Origin of the sequence: Paenibacillus sp. NRS-1782, assembly GCF_050467685.1 — a bacterium.
Taxonomy (GTDB): domain Bacteria; phylum Bacillota; class Bacilli; order Paenibacillales; family Paenibacillaceae; genus Paenibacillus; species Paenibacillus terrae_A.
Genome location: NZ_JBITPH010000004.1, coordinates 112,226 through 128,843 on the forward strand (window position 1 = coordinate 112,226; position 16,618 = coordinate 128,843).

General features: G+C 46.5%; 14 protein-coding genes. 8 read left to right on the forward strand and 6 right to left on the reverse strand.

Going from position 1 to position 16,618, the window contains the following annotated elements; all coding sequences use genetic code 11:
- The first annotated feature begins 471 nt into the window (after nucleotides 1–471).
- Nucleotides 472–1,695, forward strand: a complete 1,224-nt coding sequence (locus ACIFQM_RS01445) for a quaternary amine ABC transporter ATP-binding protein (protein ID WP_430039386.1) — start codon at nucleotides 472–474, stop codon at nucleotides 1,693–1,695.
- Nucleotides 1,670–4,264, forward strand: coding sequence for a glycine betaine ABC transporter substrate-binding protein (locus ACIFQM_RS01450; protein WP_430039384.1), 2,595 nt, complete (start codon nucleotides 1,670–1,672; stop codon nucleotides 4,262–4,264). Before ACIFQM_RS01445 ends, ACIFQM_RS01450 begins: the two co-directional genes overlap by 26 nt.
- 104 nt (nucleotides 4,265–4,368) lie before the next feature.
- On the opposite strand, the gene ACIFQM_RS01455 is transcribed toward ACIFQM_RS01450, so the two are convergent.
- From ACIFQM_RS01455 to ACIFQM_RS01480, 6 genes are all read right to left on the reverse strand, one after another.
- The gene (locus tag ACIFQM_RS01455) at nucleotides 4,369–5,592 is read right to left on the reverse strand and encodes an ABC transporter permease (protein ID WP_430039382.1); all 1,224 of its coding nucleotides are present in this window, start codon (nucleotides 5,590–5,592) and stop codon (nucleotides 4,369–4,371) included.
- Between the two features lies 1 nt (nucleotide 5,593).
- Nucleotides 5,594–6,958, reverse strand: coding sequence for an HlyD family secretion protein (locus ACIFQM_RS01460; protein ID WP_430046660.1), 1,365 nt, complete (start codon nucleotides 6,956–6,958; stop codon nucleotides 5,594–5,596).
- Nucleotides 6,959–6,978: 20 nt separating this feature from the next.
- Nucleotides 6,979–7,566, reverse strand: a complete 588-nt coding sequence (locus tag ACIFQM_RS01465) for a TetR/AcrR family transcriptional regulator (protein WP_283655035.1) — start codon at nucleotides 7,564–7,566, stop codon at nucleotides 6,979–6,981.
- A gap of 267 nt (nucleotides 7,567–7,833) precedes the next feature.
- Nucleotides 7,834–9,201: an ABC transporter substrate-binding protein gene (locus ACIFQM_RS01470; RefSeq protein WP_430039378.1), complete on the reverse strand. Its 1,368-nt coding sequence runs from the start codon at nucleotides 9,199–9,201 to the stop codon at nucleotides 7,834–7,836.
- Between the two features lie 122 nt (nucleotides 9,202–9,323).
- Entirely contained in the window at nucleotides 9,324–10,145 is an 822-nt protein-coding gene (locus tag ACIFQM_RS01475; RefSeq protein ID WP_430039376.1) for a carbohydrate ABC transporter permease, read from the reverse strand.
- Nucleotides 10,142–11,107: a carbohydrate ABC transporter permease gene (locus tag ACIFQM_RS01480; RefSeq protein ID WP_430039374.1), complete on the reverse strand. Its 966-nt coding sequence runs from the start codon at nucleotides 11,105–11,107 to the stop codon at nucleotides 10,142–10,144. The genes ACIFQM_RS01475 and ACIFQM_RS01480 overlap by 4 nt, the downstream gene beginning before the upstream one ends.
- A 193-nt stretch (nucleotides 11,108–11,300) precedes the next feature.
- Here ACIFQM_RS01480 and ACIFQM_RS01485 point away from each other — a divergent pair, with 193 nt between their 5' ends.
- From ACIFQM_RS01485 to ACIFQM_RS01510, 6 genes are all read left to right on the forward strand, one after another.
- Nucleotides 11,301–11,621: a hypothetical protein gene (locus tag ACIFQM_RS01485; RefSeq protein WP_430039372.1), complete on the forward strand. Its 321-nt coding sequence runs from the start codon at nucleotides 11,301–11,303 to the stop codon at nucleotides 11,619–11,621.
- Between the two features lie 217 nt (nucleotides 11,622–11,838).
- Nucleotides 11,839–12,621 carry a polysaccharide deacetylase family protein gene (locus tag ACIFQM_RS01490; RefSeq protein WP_430039370.1) on the forward strand — a complete coding sequence of 261 codons (783 nt, stop codon included), beginning with the start codon at nucleotides 11,839–11,841 and terminating at the stop codon, nucleotides 12,619–12,621.
- Between the two features lie 116 nt (nucleotides 12,622–12,737).
- Entirely contained in the window at nucleotides 12,738–13,046 is a 309-nt protein-coding gene (locus tag ACIFQM_RS01495) for a hypothetical protein (protein WP_430039368.1), read from the forward strand.
- Nucleotides 13,047–13,126: 80 nt separating this feature from the next.
- The gene (locus ACIFQM_RS01500) at nucleotides 13,127–13,804 is read left to right on the forward strand and encodes a class F sortase (RefSeq protein WP_430046657.1); all 678 of its coding nucleotides are present in this window, start codon (nucleotides 13,127–13,129) and stop codon (nucleotides 13,802–13,804) included.
- A gap of 2 nt (nucleotides 13,805–13,806) precedes the next feature.
- Nucleotides 13,807–14,934: an amidase domain-containing protein gene (locus ACIFQM_RS01505; RefSeq protein ID WP_430039365.1), complete on the forward strand. Its 1,128-nt coding sequence runs from the start codon at nucleotides 13,807–13,809 to the stop codon at nucleotides 14,932–14,934.
- An 87-nt stretch (nucleotides 14,935–15,021) separates the two neighbouring features.
- On the forward strand, nucleotides 15,022–16,512 hold the full coding sequence (locus tag ACIFQM_RS01510; protein WP_430064918.1) for an oligosaccharide flippase family protein: 1,491 nt from the start codon (nucleotides 15,022–15,024) through the stop codon (nucleotides 16,510–16,512).
- The last annotated feature ends 106 nt before the right edge of the window (nucleotides 16,513–16,618 follow it).

Genomic DNA, 16,618 nt, shown 5'->3' on the forward strand with positions numbered 1-16,618 from the left:
ACGACTTTTACCCGTAACCGATTGGCTTTGACACAACACATGAAATCTTTCAATAAAAAATGAAATGTTTCAAAAGCAAAGCCCCTGTCTATATTACAACAGCATGGGTCGTTCAAAATCATAATTCGCAAAATTGCTAATGATAGTAAACTTTTTAAATTATGGATATACATAAATCTTTTGCTTATGGTTATATTTCATTGTCTATTTTAAAAAAAGAGCTATCGGTTGTAAAGTTTCGGATGTTTGAGCATTCTAAAGAACGAAGGAGCATATGGTAGGAAACTTTGTACAGTTTTTACTGTACGTACTTTATGAACAGTTTTTTTGTTTGAAAAGTAAGTAATGCTTCTGTTACAATTAATTTTGTCATTAACCGTTCAGGATGTTCAAAATAATGATTTTTATACTTGATCCTTAATGCAATACGGGGTTAATACCAAGCAAAGTATAGAAAGAAGAGGTGTATGTATGACGATTTTGGAAGTCAAAAATGTCAGCAAACTCTTTGGTCCTCACGCAGAGCAAGGTGTTCCGCTCCTGGAGCAAGGCTGGGGCAAGGAAAGGCTAGCCAAAGAAAAACAAATTACCGTTGGTGTCAATAAGGCCAGCATGGAAATTAAGCAAGGTGAAATTTTCGTTATTATGGGTCTTTCGGGCAGTGGCAAGTCCACTTTAGTGCGAATGCTAAATCGCTTGATTGAGCCTACCTCCGGTGAAATTCTGGTCCACGGCAAGGATCTCCGCAAGATGAACAAAGAACAACTCCGCGAAGTTCGCCGTAAAACCATCAGCATGGTTTTTCAAAAATTCGCCCTGTTCCCACATCGGACTGTATTGGAAAATGTAGAATACGGCCTTGAAATACAAAAGGTAGAAAAAACGAAACGCCAGGAAAAAGCACAACAAGCGCTGGAACTGGTTGGTCTTAAAAACTGGGGCGATAAAATGCCCGATGAACTGAGTGGCGGTATGCAGCAGCGTGTCGGTCTGGCACGGGCGTTGGCTAATGACCCTGAAGTGCTTCTGATGGATGAAGCATTCAGCGCACTGGACCCCCTCATTCGCCGTGACATGCAGGATGAGCTGCTGGAGCTTCAAGATAAAATGAAGAAAACGATTGTGTTTATCACCCATGACCTGGATGAAGCGCTACGGATCGGTGACCGGATTGCATTGATGCGGGACGGATCGGTCGTGCAGATCGGTACACCGGAAGAAATTATGATCCAACCGGCTAACTCTTATGTAGCCCGCTTCGTCGAGGATGTGGATCTGTCCAAAGTATTGACGGCGGCTCATGTTATGCTTCGTCCAGAAACGATCACAATGGATCGCGGTCCACGTGTTGCTCTGGAATTGATGCGTGAACGCGGGATTTCCAATCTGTTCGTCATTGATCGTACCAAGAAGCTGTTGGGCGTTATCAATGCTGAAGATGCTGTCCATGCGCTGCGCAACAATTTGAAAATTGAAGATATTCTCATGACGGACGGACCGCAGGTTGCTGCTGAAACGGTCATTAATGATTTGTTCGAAATTACAAGCTCGGCCAAGGTCCCTCTGGCTGTGGTCGATGACAAACAGAAGCTGTTGGGTGTTATCGTCCGTGGAGCTTTGTTGGGCGCACTTGGCGGAGATGTAACCACCACGAAGGAGGTGAATGCCCTTGATACCGAAACTGCCAATCGCTGAGTGGATTCAGACTATTGTAGACTGGATGGGTATTCATCTGGCCGGATTGTTTAATGTTATCTCTTCTATCATTGAAGCTGTTGTAGGCTTTTTCTCTGGGCTGTTCATGCTTCCGCACCCTCTGGTGTTCATCGTGATCATCGGAATTATCGCATTTATGATCGGCCGGGTTCAGCTTACGCTGTTTACCGTCATTGGCTTCCTGCTAATTGACAATCTCGGCTATTGGAGCGAAACGATGAATACGCTCGGGCTGGTCATCACATCCGCACTCGTATCCATTGTCATCGGGATTCCGATCGGGATCTGGTGTGCATATAGCAAAACGGCGTCACGCATTATTACGCCTTTGCTTGATTTCATGCAGACAATGCCTGCGTTCGTATATCTTCTGCCTGCGGTTACCTTTTTCAGCCTCGGTGTTGTACCAGGCGTTATCGCATCTGTTATCTTCGCGATCCCTCCAACCATTCGCATGACGAATTTGGGGATTACGCAAGTGTCGGGTGAATTGGTCGAAGCCTCCGACGCATTCGGTTCAACCTCGGCGCAAAAGCTGTTCAAAGTACAACTGCCGCTGGCGATGCCAACCTTGATGGCTGGTATTAATCAGACAATTATGCTCTCACTGTCTATGGTCGTTATTGCTTCCATGATCGGTGCAGAAGGAATCGGTGCTGTTGTATACCGTGCCGTGACACAGCTGCAAATTGGTAAAGGTTTTGAAGCCGGATTGGCTGTCGTTGTTCTGGCTATCGTGCTTGACCGTTTCACGCAGAACCTGTTCAAACCAGCCAAAAGAGGCAAAAGCCGCGTATCCACCAAGCAAAAGGTATGGATTACCTCTGCGGTTACCGCTGTCATCCTGATCGCTGGCGCATCGCAATATTTTGTTGGATCGAATCCTTCTGCATCTGGCAAAGGAAACGCTTCTGCCAACCCGGTTGGCGAAGAAGTCGGTTACAAGATTATTGGAATTGATGCCGGGGCAGGGATTATGAAATCAACTGCCAAGGCGTTAAAGGACTACAATTTGTCCGACTGGAAGCTGGTAGAAGGTTCCGGTGCAGCGATGACTGCAACACTGGACAAAGCCATAAAAGCGAAAAAACCGATCATTATTACAGGTTGGACGCCACACTGGATGTTCAACAAGTATGATCTCAAATATTTGGAAGACCCTAAAAAATCTTATGGCGAGGCTGAGGGTATTCATACGATTGCCCGTAAAGGGCTGCAACAGAACGCCCCTATCGCTTACGAGTTTCTGAAACGGTTCAAATGGACACCGGAAGATATGGGTGAAATGATGGTTGCTATTCAAGGCGGAACCAGTCCTGAGCAAGCTGCCAAGGATTGGGCTGAGAAGCATGCCGATAAGGTGCAGGAATGGACCCAAGGACTGCAACCTGTCCATGGTGACATCTTCAAGCTCAGTTATGTGGCTTGGGATTCTGAAATTGCCAGCACGAATTTGCTGAAATATATTTTGGAAAACAAATTGGGCTACAAAGTAACCGCGTTGCAAGTTGAAGCAGGTCCAATGTGGACGGGTGTCGCCAGTGGTGATGTGGATGCTTCTCCGGCGGCATGGCTGCCACTGACACATGCAGATTACTGGGCTAAATACAAGGATAAGCTTGATGATCTCGGCGCTAATATGACGGGTGTCAAAACGGGCTTGGTCGTTCCAGCTTATATGAATGTTAAATCTATAGCTGATTTACAAGGCAACGAAACAGGTTCGACTGCTCCTTCTGCCGCTGCGGAGAACTTTGGCAAGGAGGTCGGATACCGTATTGTCGGTACCGACCCCGGTGCCGGTCTCATGAAGCTGACTGCCAAAGCTATGAAGGAATATGACTTGTCTGACTGGAAGCTGCTTGAAAGCTCCGGGGCTGCTATGACAGCTACACTGGATAAGGCGATCAAGGCCAAGCAGCCCATCGTTGTAACCGGCTGGACCCCTCACTGGATGTTTAACAAGTATGATTTAAAATACTTGAAGGACCCTAAGAAGGCTTATGGTGATAAGGAAGAAATTCATACCATTGCCCGCAAAGGCTTGAAACAGGATGCACCTGTTGCTTATGCATTTCTGAGCCGCTTCAAGTGGACTGCCGAGGATATGGGTGAAGTGATGATCGCCATTCAAGACGGTGCTGCTCCACAACAAGCTGCCAAGAGCTGGGCTGACAAGCATCCTGAGAAGGTAAAGGAATGGATCAAGGGCTTGCAGCCTGTCCATGGCGATCCTTTAAAGCTAAGCTATGCTGCATGGGATTCTGAAATTGCCAGTACGAATGTATTGAAATATGTATTGGAGCAAAATTTAGGCTACAAAGTGGCTGCCCTTCAGGTAGAGATCGGCCCCATGTGGACAGGCGTTGCAGGCGGGAGTGTGGATGCTACCGCTGCTGCCTGGCTTCCACTGACACATGCCGATTACTGGGCAAAGTACAAGAATCAGGTGGACGACATCGGAACCAGCATGACTGGCGTTATGTCCGGGCTTGTGGTTCCATCCTACGTACCCGTTGATTCTATTGAAGACTTAAAAACGCAATAATAATTCATTCAGCCAATACCATATACACTTAAAACCGAAAGGCAGATCAGGAGTAAAAACCTGGTCTGCCTTTTTAATATGCGTATTTAGTGACTCTTAGCCTTTTATCCTTTAAGTGTAACTCCCTCTTGCGTTGATATATCGGCATGCTGGTCTGCCGTCTGACGCTGTCTAAAGAATAGCGGATAGATCGCGAAGGATACCAGCAGACTTACACAGCCAATAACGCCCAACGCAATCGTATCCTTGAAGACATACGTGATATCCAGTCCTTTGAGCGTGATATTCCGTACAGCATCCAGATAATACGTCAGTGGCAATATTTCGGCAACCCCCCGCAAGAAGCCGGGCATCGCTTCCAGCGGCCACGTATAGCCTGACAGCATAAAGGAAGGAACGGCAATCAGCATGAGGGTTTGGGTCGCTTCCACTCTGGTCTTGGAAAAGAGGCTGAACAGGAACCCTAAACCGCACAAGGCAAAGTTAAAGGCCAGCGACACCAGAATCAGCGGCAGCACCTGCCCCCTGAACGGAATATCAAAGCTTAGGGCGCTAATACTGAATACAGTCAGCACATTAAAGGCTCCCGCCACATAATACGGTGTCAGCTTGGCAATAGCGAGTCGCCAAGGAGTATTTCTCCATGCGGCGAATCTCCCCCAAGTCCCTGCTTCCTTATCCCGCGTACAGGACAAAGCAATACCGAGCAGCAAGCACTGCTGGAGAGCCGCAGAAATGACCCCGAGAGGCATGAACAGCTTGTAATCATATACCGGGTTGAACAGCACTCTGGACCGGAACGGGATGGTACTCAGCGTCGAGGCGGCCTGATCGGCGTTCATTCCCTTTTGCTTCATGGAATTGACTGATACCCCGGCGCTCACGCTACTAATGACCTGATTGGCAATTCGGCTGGCGCTGTTGGAATACATCATGTTACTTCCGTCAATCAGGGTCAGCACGGGCGGGTTCTCCCCATGCTTAAGCCGGGTGGTGAAATTGTCGGGAATGACGATGCCTACCTTGGCTTCCCCGGTTTCCACCTGACGGACCACATCCTCCTGATTGGTGGCCTGCCGTGTAACGGCAAACGAATCTGTCGCATCGAACGCCTGAATGATCTGGCGACTGAGCTGAGAATTATCTCCATCATATACCGTGACAGGCATCTCGGTAATCCGCTGATGAGAATACAGGAAGCCGAACAAGATGGTATATACAATCGGTGTAATTACCAGAATAGCCAAAAAGCGTCGATCCCGGAAGATGCTCAGCCATTCCTCACGAAATACATCGCGGATACGAAGTCTTTCCTGCTGATCCTGCATATTACTGCGCCCCTTTGCCTGTAAACAGAACCGTGGAGCCTGTCGGAACCGAAGCCGCAAGATCCGGCAAGGCTATTTTAACGCCAAAGGAACGGACATCCTTATCACCGGAGCTTTGGCTCGGTTTTTGAATTGCGAAGTCGGCAGCCGATTCCAGCAAAATGACTTTACCTTTCAGCTCCTTTCCGCCCGACAGCAGTTTAACTTGTACAGTATCCCCTGCCTGGAGACCATTCAAAGATGTTTCCGGCACATAGAATTTAGCCCAACGCTGAGTCGAAGTTTCAATCGTATAGACCGGGAAGCCTGCGCTGGCCATTTCACCCAAGCTGAGCGATTTGGATTTTACAATACCATCCTGGGATGCGCGCAGTGTGGTGTAGCTCAAGTAGGTCTGAGCTTCCTGAAGGGCAGCTTCGGCCTGTGCTACCTGTGCATGGGCACCTGCAACCGTCGACTGTGCCTGCTCTACCGTGGATTGCGCCGCCTTTACAGCAGATTGCGCCTGTTCTACCGAAGCCTGCGCGGCTTTGACATCCTCCTGCTGCAAAGTAACCTTGCCTGCTCCTGCCTGTGCTTCCTTCACCGCAGCCAATGCCTGACGGTATTGTGCTTCAGCCGCCGTAATTTCTTCCTTGCGGCTTCCCTCGCGTACCATATTCAGTTGCTGAGATGCTGAATTGTACTTGGCTTCCGCCTGTTGATGGTCCAACGTCGCTTGATCCAATGAGGCTTGGGTTGCTGCCCCGGCTTCTTGAAGCTTTTTGGCACGCTCCAGATTTTTAGTGGTCAAATCCAGCGTTTCCTTGGCAGCCTTCACACTCACTTGTGCTTGCTCCAGCTCTTGCGGTCTTGCGCCGCTCTTGAGGGCATCCAGCTTCGCTTTGGCCGCAGCCGCAGCCGCTTGTGCCTGTTCGATCTGACTGGAGGAAGCCTGTGCAGTCACGCCGACTGCTGTGGTGCCCTGGCTCTTTTTGGCCTGAGCTGCACTCACGGTAGCCTGTGCCTGCCCCACTCCCGCTTGAGCCTGCAATACGCCAGCCTTCGCTTTGGACACATTACTCTGGGCTGCCAGCAATGCCGCCTGTGCCTGTTTCACCTTGTCTTCCAGCTCACGGCTTTCCAGATGGGCTAACACCTGCCCTTTTTTCACCTTGTCGCCCTCATTGACGAGCATCTGATCAATACGTCCCGCCATCTTTAAGCTGGCATTGAGCGTATCCGATTCTACATAAGCTGTTGGAATGGAAGAGGACTGATCCGCAGACAAGCTACTCCCCCCCCTTTGAAAAGCGGTCAAAGCATAAATCCCTATAGCGATTAAAACAATAAGTACGGCGTAAATCGTATATTTTTTAGCTTTCATGTTCTCATCACTCCATCTGTCTATTTATGATGCATACCCAGCGCATTACAAACAAAAATTTCAATACTCTCCCGAACTACCTGCAAGTTCATCGTTTCGCCCCAAACCATGGATCGCATCGGTGCAAAAATGTAAATACCAAATAAGCAATTTGCCGTCGTTTTCGCATCCAGCTTACTCGAAATTTTCCCGTAAAACTTACCAGAGTCGATCTCCGCTTCCATAAAATCAAAATAGTCAGCCAATACCTGCCTGATATTAAAATGCTGCTCCTGCGAAACCCATCCCTTGCTAACTAGCAAACGACAAAAATCCGGCTCTCTTCCAATAAACTCAACGTGTACTTGAATCAGCTTGTGAATCCTCGTTTCTACCTGATCCTTCGGAACCTGAGACATGGTTTCACGGATATCCTGAACAAAGCGCTCCATCCCCATCTTCAAAATATAAATGTACAGATCTTGTTTATTTTTGAAGTTGTAATACAGAGTTCCTTTAGCAATGCCGCATACCTTGGCGATTTCCTCCATATTGGTTTCATTGAAGCCACGCTCGGAAAAAGCCTTGAGCGCACCATTAAAAATAATTTCCTTCGTCTGGTTTTTCATGCTTCCTCCTTTTTTGAACTGACCGTCCAGTACAAAAATATGTATTCATTATAAGCCTATTTTTAGTTATCCAGCAATAGGAAATGTACAAAATAAACAATTTTAGACAGTTCGTCTAAACGGACGTTCTAAAAATGGGAGAATTCAGACATACAAAAAACAGACCGAACAAGTGAGGGGGTCACTTACTCGGTCCGTTATTTTATAAAATCGGCTGGTAAAGGGGTCTCGTATTAAGTTTACCAGCCGATTTTAAGGGAAGGCCGATTATTTTTTTACCGTTTGATTGTATTGCGCAATTTTGCCTGTAATCTCTTGTGCGGCTTGATCCAATGCCTGTTTGGGCTGTTGCTGTCCGCTCAAGACGGCCTCGATTGCACCCTCTACGATTTGACGCGCTTCCGGGAATACGCCCATCACTGCGCCTTGCGTAGCCATGGATTGCGCCGATGCGTGCAATTGGTCAACAGCGGTTTGGAATTGCGGGTATTTCACCATATTGTCCTTGAGTACCTGCTCGTCATAAGCTGCTTTGGTGATTGGGAAGTACCCCGTATTCACACTCCATTGTGCCTGTACAGCCGGGGAAGCTACGAATTTAATGAACTCCCACGCTGCTTTTTGCTGGGCTTCAGGCTTGTTGTTCATGATGTACAAGCTCGCGCCGCCTACAACCACGCCGCCTTCTTTCGCTTCGTTCGCTCTTGGTAGAAAGCCAGTGCCTACCTCGAATTTATCGCCCACCTGCTCCACAATATTACGCAGCGAAGCGGTGGAATCCAGTGTCATGGCAATTTGTCCTGCGGAAAAAGCTTTGGCAGTATCATCGGAGTTACGTCCCAGATTGGATACAACCTTTTCGTCGATCATTTTCTTCCACCAAGTCAGGGTTTTCACACCTGCATCCGAATTCAGCAGCGATTCCGTTGCTGCCTGATTGCGTCCGTTGCCATTATTCACATAATCCGCATTCTGATTAGCAAACAACTGCTCCATAAACCAGCCATAGATAGCGATGGAGGCACCGGATTTCCCGTCCTTGCTCAAGGCTTTGGCAGCCTTTTCGAATTCATCATAGGTTTTTGGAGGATTAGCCGGATCAAGTCCCGCCGCTTTAAAAGCATCCTTGTTATAGTACAAGATTGGATTCGATGTATTAAATGGCATTGCATTCAGCTTACCGTCAATGGTGTAATACCGCGTAATATTAGGCTCAAGCTGCGAAAGATCGAACTTGTCTGCATCAATAAATTGTTGTACAGGAGTAATCATCTTGGAGTCAATCATGAATTTACTGCCGATTTCATACACCTGAATGATGTCCGGGCCGCTGTTGGAGCCAAGCGACGCTTTCAGCTTGTTCAAGCTGTCATCATATTTGCCTTGGTATACTGGCTCTACCTGAATGTCCTTGTGGCTGGCGTTAAAGTCAGCGGCGATTTGCTTGATCGCTTTTTCGCCGTTACCGGACATGGAATGCCACCACGTCAGCTTCACCGGAGAACCTGCTGCTGCTCCCGCATCACTACCGTTGCTTGGCTTCTCAGCCGTCGTGTTATTGCTACAACCTGCTGCAACAACGATTGCAGTGAGGATAAGCAAGGTCAAAGCACTTTTCAGACGAAAAAATCTCATAATCTCTCTTCTCTCCCTTTGATTAAATGATTCTCGCATACAGATTTTCTTGCAATATTCTTTGGTGATAAAGCTCTGTATATAGGCTGCTTGCGCAGGTGTTACTGTACTTGTGGGCTTGTTTAGCCTTTAAGCGCACCCGCTGCCATCCCGCGCACCAACTGCTTCAGACCAAAGATCAACAGAAGCAGTGACGGTAAAATAACGAGGGCCGTACCCGCGAACACGAGGTTCCATGAGGTCGATTCCTGAAATTCGAGCATGGAAATTCCGATCTGTACTGTGCGCATATTCTCGCTATTCGTGACCAACAACGGCCACAGGTACGAATTGTACATGTTCAGGAACGAATATACAGCCAGTGTTCCGAGCGCCGGACGTGATAGCGGAAGTACATGAAACAGGAAGTAACGAACATGTCCACACCCGTCCATACGAGCCGCCTCGAACAATTCCTTGGGAAGCTGGAGAAAAAATTGTCGTAGCAGGAACGTTCCGAATGCCGTTGCCAAAAATGGAACCGTCAGCCCTTGATAGGTATCCAGCCAATTCCAGCTACGTACGGTCAGGTAGTTTGGAATAATGGTCACTTCCCACGGGATCATCATCGTCGCGACAAACATGCTGAAAATGAAGTTCTTCCCCTTGAATTCCATTTTGGCAAAGGCATAGGCCGCCAAGCTGGCTGTAATCAACTGACCGATCATGGTTAAGCCTGAAATGAGAAAGGTGTTACCAATGAACGCTGCAATCGGAACGATTTCAAATACGTCGGTAAAATTGGCCATATGAAAGGAATGCGGGAAAAAGCTCGGTGGATAGGCGCTTGCTTCCTTTGGCGACATGACAGCCATAAAAAACGTATAAATAACCGGATATAAAATCAAAGCAGCCGCAATCGTAAGCAACATGTACACGAGTGTTGAATTAAGCTGTCGTTTCATTGGTAATGCACCTTTCTTTCCACCCATTTGAACTGGATCATCGTAAGCAGCAGGATGACGACAAACAGTACAATTGCCTGTGCGCTACCCGTTCCGAATCGGAAATTAACGAAGGCCTCCTGATAAATGGAATACACGAACACATTGGTGCTGTTCACTGGACCGCCCTTGGTCAAAATGTTAATTTGAGCAAAGGACTGGAAAGCTCCAATAATGGATACGACCGTTACAAAGAAGATCGTTGGCGACAATAGCGGCATGGAAATTCGCCAGAACGTCACCAACGGGCCTGCCCCGTCCATTTTCGCACTCTCATACATGTCATCCGGAATCCCTTGAAGTCCGCTTGATAAAATAATGTAATTAAAGCCCAGATTCATCCAGATGGTCATGATCGCTACAGAGAACAATGCCCAATCCGGGCTGGTCAGCCACGGAACCGGATTGATATGTAGCAGGGACAGAACGTAGTTAAACATCCCCAGTGTCGGATGAAAAAGAAATTTCCAAATGACCGCAGATGAGCCGACCGACAGCACCATCGGCAGCGAAAAAGCGAACTGGAAGATACGCATCCCCCACAGCTTGCTATGTGTGAGTGCAGCCAGCACCAGCGCCAGTAAAATGCCTACAGGCACCGTCAGCAGCGCAAACAAGAGCGTAACCTTGATTCCTTGCAGGAATTGACCCGAGCTGAAAAGTGTAGCAAAGTTATCTAACCCAACATAAGCTGCAACATTTCCTGCGGGATCTGTAGAGTGCAAGCTGAGATAAACCGACTTGATCATCGGGTAAAACATAAATACAGCAAACAAAATGAGCGATGGAGCCAAAAACGTATACGCCAGCGCGTTTTCACGCAGTCTCTGAATTTTTAGCGACCCCGTGCGTATGCGAGCCTTAGACGAAGCCTGTTGCTGGCTCCTCGTCCTGAGTCCCATAGATTTGTTAAGCTCACCCAAAAAGGAGCGCCCCTTTCTTTTCAAACCAACCTCAGTAAGTGTATCGTTTTGATGTAATGGGAACATCAAACGGGCTGGAGCAGAATGTTAATGTTTCATGCATTTGTAAAACTCTTATTACCTGGGTAGCCGCACAATGGCACAGACTCCTGCATACGATACATCATTATACGAGTATGGAGGTCAGAGGCGAATGCCGTACAACACTGTCAATCCGCAAACCTTATATCAGGCCAGACCGGAATTTCAGACAGAGCTCAAAAAGGTCCGCGATCATCTGCATCACCAGTTGGATCCTTACGTCAATCACACCTTCCGGGTTCAAACAATGGATCATCATGTGTATGAAGGAAGAATTGTCCACATCGATGCGGATCACTTGTATTTGAGCGTGCCTCAGCCGCACCACACGCCCTCCCCAGGCATCCCTACCCCCTATCGTTCCTATGCCTACAGAGATGTCATTCTGCCGCTGGTGCTGTACAATCTGTTGGTGGTGACACTGCTGAGCTAACACTCGATCCATTTCGTCCCAAAACAAAAAACCTCCAAATTCGTGAACAGCCGAACCCTCGGCATATTACGAAGCTGGAGGTTTTTACGTATTTATTTTACATTTTGGACAGGAATTTAACTGAATTAGAAGCAGATAAATTTGGGGAACGAGGAATGGTATGTGCTCCTTCTTGGCAAGCTAATATGAGAAAACGTCAGAACGGAGAAGAAGCCTAATGAAATATAACCGATTACTGTCTGCAAGTATCGTTGTTTCGTTGTTCTGTGCCAGCTTTTGCGCCACACCCTATACCGAGGCCGCCTCGTATGCCTCCCCTGCACCAACAAAGGGTAGAGCCTATTATGAAGAACGTGGCGACATTGTATGGGAAGTTCCTACCCAGCGCAAGGTAATTGCCCTCACATTCGACGACGGACCGGATGAAAGCAAAACGCCCGCTATTCTGGATTTACTCAAGCAATATGACGCCAAAGCGACCTTCTTTGTCGTCGGTAGCCGTGTAGAAAAACTCCCTGACATTGTCAAACGGGAACGAAAAGAAGGCCATGAGGTTGGCAACCATACTTTCCACCATCCATCCTTCCATAATATTTCCCGAAACAAAGCTCTGTCTGAAATGGATCAGGGCCAAGCCAGCATTATTCAAGCAACAGGGGGAGAAACTCATCTTTTCCGTCCACCGGGTGGTTCCTATACCGACTCGCTCGTCAAACTATCTAAGGAAAAAGGGCTTAAAATAATTTTATGGTCCTGGCATCAGGATACCCTGGATTGGCGGAAACCCGGTGTACAACGGATCGCCAATAAGGTACTTCGTAATGCTCGCAATGGCGATATCGTCCTCATGCACGATTATGTATATAAAAGTACACAAACCGTTGAAGCCCTCAAAATCATTTTACCTGAGCTGAAAAAAAGAGGCTTTACCTTCGTCACCGTATCCGAATTGCTTGCCAATCACGAGACTCCTGAAGGACTTATTGAGGTGAATAAATGAAGGATGAGAAATAAATTCCAAGCCAATCCTTTCCTTTGAAATCATTGGCTACATAAAACGTTCTTCTTAAGGAAAATATATTTATGAATTACCAACTATCTCAAGGAGGCAATAACATGAAAAAAGCAATATTGACTGTAGCGTCCCTGGCTGTACTTCTGTCAGCAGGATCAATGGTATCTGCAGCACCCGCAATGGAAAAGCATGAACACAAAATGCATCAACATAAGGTTAAGGCTCATTCGAAACATGAACACAAGCTGCACGCCAAGAGCAAACATGAGAAAGTCCACAAGCTACATGCGCGTGAAGCTGCACCTGCCAAAATGATTGGAGAAAAAGGCATTCATACGAAAAGTATAAAAGCAAAGGCTACTAAACTTCCAAAAACAGGATTCGGTGGCGCGAGCGAGCAAATGAATTAGGGAGGGGTAAAAGGAGAGGGTTAGCTTGTTGACCCTCTCTCTTTCTTCATATGAACAATAAGTGGATTATTCGTATCATTGTGCTATTGATTTTGCTGGGTAGTACGAGCTGTTCATCTTCGGCTAAACCTCAAGGTAGCTCCCATGCTAACTCCAGCCAGACCCCGGCTAAGCGTGAAATTCAACAAACTAAAACGACGAAGCCCTTACAGGTTAAAAGTAAACCTTTCCAAGGGAGCATTCCACGTAAAATCGATATTCCTGCGGTTCGTATTCATTCGATTATAGAACCGGTAACCTACTTAAAAAATGGTCAAATGGGCGTTCCAGACAACACGGATCGAGTAGGTTATTTATCTACTGGTATATTGCCAGGAGCGGCAGGTAATGCAATTATGGATGGTCATGTTGATACATACACGGGCCCGGCAGTTTTTTATCCTCTTAAAAAACTGAAAAGGGGGGATTTTGTGTATGTGACTGGCGATGAAGGTTGTAAGCTACAGTTCGTTGTGGAGGAGGTAAAGTTTTACTTAACCTCTGAAGCACCGATTCAAACGATTTTTGGCCCTACAGAAGAACACCGTTTAAACTTGATTACCTGTGCCGGACGCTACAGTCGAAGCAAGAAGGAGCATGAAGGAAGGCTGGTCGTCTTTACGAAATTAACACACATGAATTCAGTTTGTAAGAAAATTACGGTCAAACCAAGAATAATTCCCAAAAACAACCCAATTATTTTCAAGGAGAATGAATAATTGTGCTTAGGATCAGAAAATTACAATTGCTGTGCATGATCTTGATAATAATTCCAATTAACAGCTTCTCTTTATTTCGTGCACAAGCCGATCCAGCTGAACAGGCTAGCGTTACCCCCTTTCTTCAAGAACTGTTTGCTGACCGTACCCGGTTGTTAATGGATCAGGACAAAACACATATCGAAGACTATTACTTATTCAAAGATAAACGAAGCAGCCAATATGCGTACCTTCATGAAGTAAACAGGGGCGAATATATTCATGAATGGGCCAAGCTTCGAAAAATAAAATTTGTGAATGCAGAAAGCTCCATTCGGATAGCCCGGGCCATAGTGTTAGGCGATACGGCAAAGGTGTCACTTGTTCAGTCCTTGAAATTGAGCTACGAGTATATCGACAGCTATCCCGGTCGGCATGATTTTGGAATTGGAACACGTCATGGCATGACACTGAGAAAAAAAGATAATCGTTGGTACGTGGAACGTGAATGGTATTCAGATCCTCTGGAAGAGAATTCAAAAAAGATTCAAAAATCCGACTTATTTTTTACTCCCCATAAAGATCCGGCAACACCAAAAAGGGTTATTCATAAATACAACAGGGCCCGCGCCGTTGACTATGCCAACAAGTATGCAGGAACGACATGGGGAGCAGGTAATGGGCAGCGATATAATCAAAAATACCTGGATTATAACTCCAAAGGCGGCGATTGTACCAACTTCTCCTCCCAAGTGATCGGGGACAAGGAGGAAGGCGGAGGGCTTCCTATGAAATCAGGGTGGCACTACTTGTATCGCAACGGTGGAAGCCAAGCCTGGGTTCAAACGGACGCATTTAAAAATTTTCTGTTACGCTCCGGTTATGGAAGGATTATAGGACAAGGAAGCTTCTCCGATATTGTCCAATCGGTCAATGAACGACAACAGCATCTCAACAAGCCCCGGTTGCTTCCAGGTGATTTAATTGCTTACGTATTACAAGGAGATGTAGACCACTTCTCGGTTGTAGTCGGATTTGATCAGAGCGGCTATCCCTTAGTCAACTCCCATACCGCAGACCGTTTCAGAGTTCCCTTCGATTTAGGGTGGGATAAAAACACCAAATATTTGTTGATTCATATACAAGATTAAGCATCACGCCCCTTAAGACTTGTTCATATCCCGGAGGTTGCTGTCATAGGAATAATGTGGACAGCTTCTAATGGGGTGGAAAATGATTTGAAATTACCTCTTATCTTAAAACAAACCATGGTGAGAGCTAATGCGATGATTGTTGTAAAAGCCATCGGTTTGGTTGGAAAAGTATTTATGACACGACTTGTTGGAGCTGAAGGAATGGGCCTTTATCAGCTTGCCTATTCCTTCTATAGCTTAATATTGATGATTATTTCAGGGGGATTGCCGACAGCTTTGGGTATGTTTACAGCTAAGCATACTGTAAGAGGCTGGCGGTTATTCAAAGTTTTTGCGATATTCCTGATTCTCACAGGATTGGCATCCAGTATCTTAACCTTTTGGCTATCAAAGCCAATCGCTAATTTGCTCGGCTATCCACAGCTCGATTTTGTAATTCGATGCCTCTCCCCTGCTATACTGACCGTTCCCTTGCTAAGTCTACTGCGCGGATATTTGCAAGGGCTTGAAAGATACACCGCAATTGCCCTCTCGGAAATCATAGAACAAACCGCCAGGATCGGTACTTTAATGTGGCTAGTGCCACTATTTATTCAATCCGGCATCGAGTTTGCTGTAGGCGGAGCGGTGCTGGGAACTTTTTCAGGCGCGTTGCTATCCTTTGCTGTGCTTACTGCTTTTTTTATGTACAATCGTCCCTCTGTAGCTTTATCCCCCCCATCAAGTCGAGCAGATTTACCTTTAGTGGTACAAGCTTCCTTTGCTATTGCGCTTACACGCTTGCTTATCCCGGCTTCCGACTTTATGGATGCGATCATCATCCCTCAACGATTACAGGTTGCCGGGGTTTCTTCCAAGGAAGCAGCGGAAATGTTCGGTATTGTCACAGGTATCGCCCTTGTCGTCGCTTATATGCCTACTCTGATTACAGGCTCGTTAACACATACGCTCACGATGAAAATAACTGCGGATTGGCAAAATAAGGAGTATAGCTTATTCAACAAAAAAAGCCATACCGCCCTTCAGGTAGCATGGGTGTGGGGACTAGCCTCAGGCTTTTTCATTTTTGAGTATGCCTCAGAAATCTCCCTATTTGTTTTTGGTATACAAAGTGCTGAGATCCCTATTAAATCATTGGCGATGTTACCGTTACTCGTCGGATTGCGGGAAATTACAACAAGCATCTTATGGGCACAAAATCGAAAGAAAACTCCCTTTATTGGCCTTGGAACAGGAGTCCTTATCAATTTCATCATTCTGTATTCCTTAGTTTCCATTCCCGGTCTTGGATATGCCGGCATGTCCCTGGGAATCATCATGCTGGAGCTAATTGCAACGGCCTGGAATTTCAAAGCCCTCCACCCCTTCCAACGAACCAAATCCCGAACAGCCATTGTGCTGTTGATGGACATATTAGTTTTTGAAGCCATTCTTATCGTTGGTACGCTGTGTTCCAAGGCGTTATCCTCATTGAGCTGGCCGGAGACAGTTCATATGATTGCAGAGATACTTCATTACTGCTTTTGGTGTGCTATGTATTTGAAAGTGCGATTAAAGAGTGTTTTCGAAGAGTAGCTGTAAAAAGGAAATTAAGTAAAAAGGCCTCCCACAAGTTAATTGAACTCGTGAGAAGCCTTTTTTTCTACTGCAATGTTAACATTTCGTTAACAAAATGTGGCCA

Excerpts from the sequence above, each read along its gene's own strand:
- ACIFQM_RS01445 (WP_430039386.1), top strand. The coding sequence starts at position 472 with ATGACGATTTTGGAAGTCAAAAATGTCAGCAAACTCTTTGGTCCTCAC.
- ACIFQM_RS01455 (WP_430039382.1), bottom strand. The coding sequence starts at position 5,592 with ATGCAGGATCAGCAGGAAAGACTTCGTATCCGCGATGTATTTCGTGAG.
- ACIFQM_RS01460 (WP_430046660.1), bottom strand. The coding sequence starts at position 6,958 with ATGAAAGCTAAAAAATATACGATTTACGCCGTACTTATTGTTTTAATC.
- ACIFQM_RS01465 (WP_283655035.1), bottom strand. The coding sequence starts at position 7,566 with ATGAAAAACCAGACGAAGGAAATTATTTTTAATGGTGCGCTCAAGGCT.
- ACIFQM_RS01470 (WP_430039378.1), bottom strand. The coding sequence starts at position 9,201 with ATGAGATTTTTTCGTCTGAAAAGTGCTTTGACCTTGCTTATCCTCACT.
- ACIFQM_RS01475 (WP_430039376.1), bottom strand. The coding sequence starts at position 10,145 with ATGAAACGACAGCTTAATTCAACACTCGTGTACATGTTGCTTACGATT.
- ACIFQM_RS01485 (WP_430039372.1), top strand. The coding sequence starts at position 11,301 with ATGCCGTACAACACTGTCAATCCGCAAACCTTATATCAGGCCAGACCG.
- ACIFQM_RS01490 (WP_430039370.1), top strand. The coding sequence starts at position 11,839 with ATGAAATATAACCGATTACTGTCTGCAAGTATCGTTGTTTCGTTGTTC.
- ACIFQM_RS01495 (WP_430039368.1), top strand. The coding sequence starts at position 12,738 with ATGAAAAAAGCAATATTGACTGTAGCGTCCCTGGCTGTACTTCTGTCA.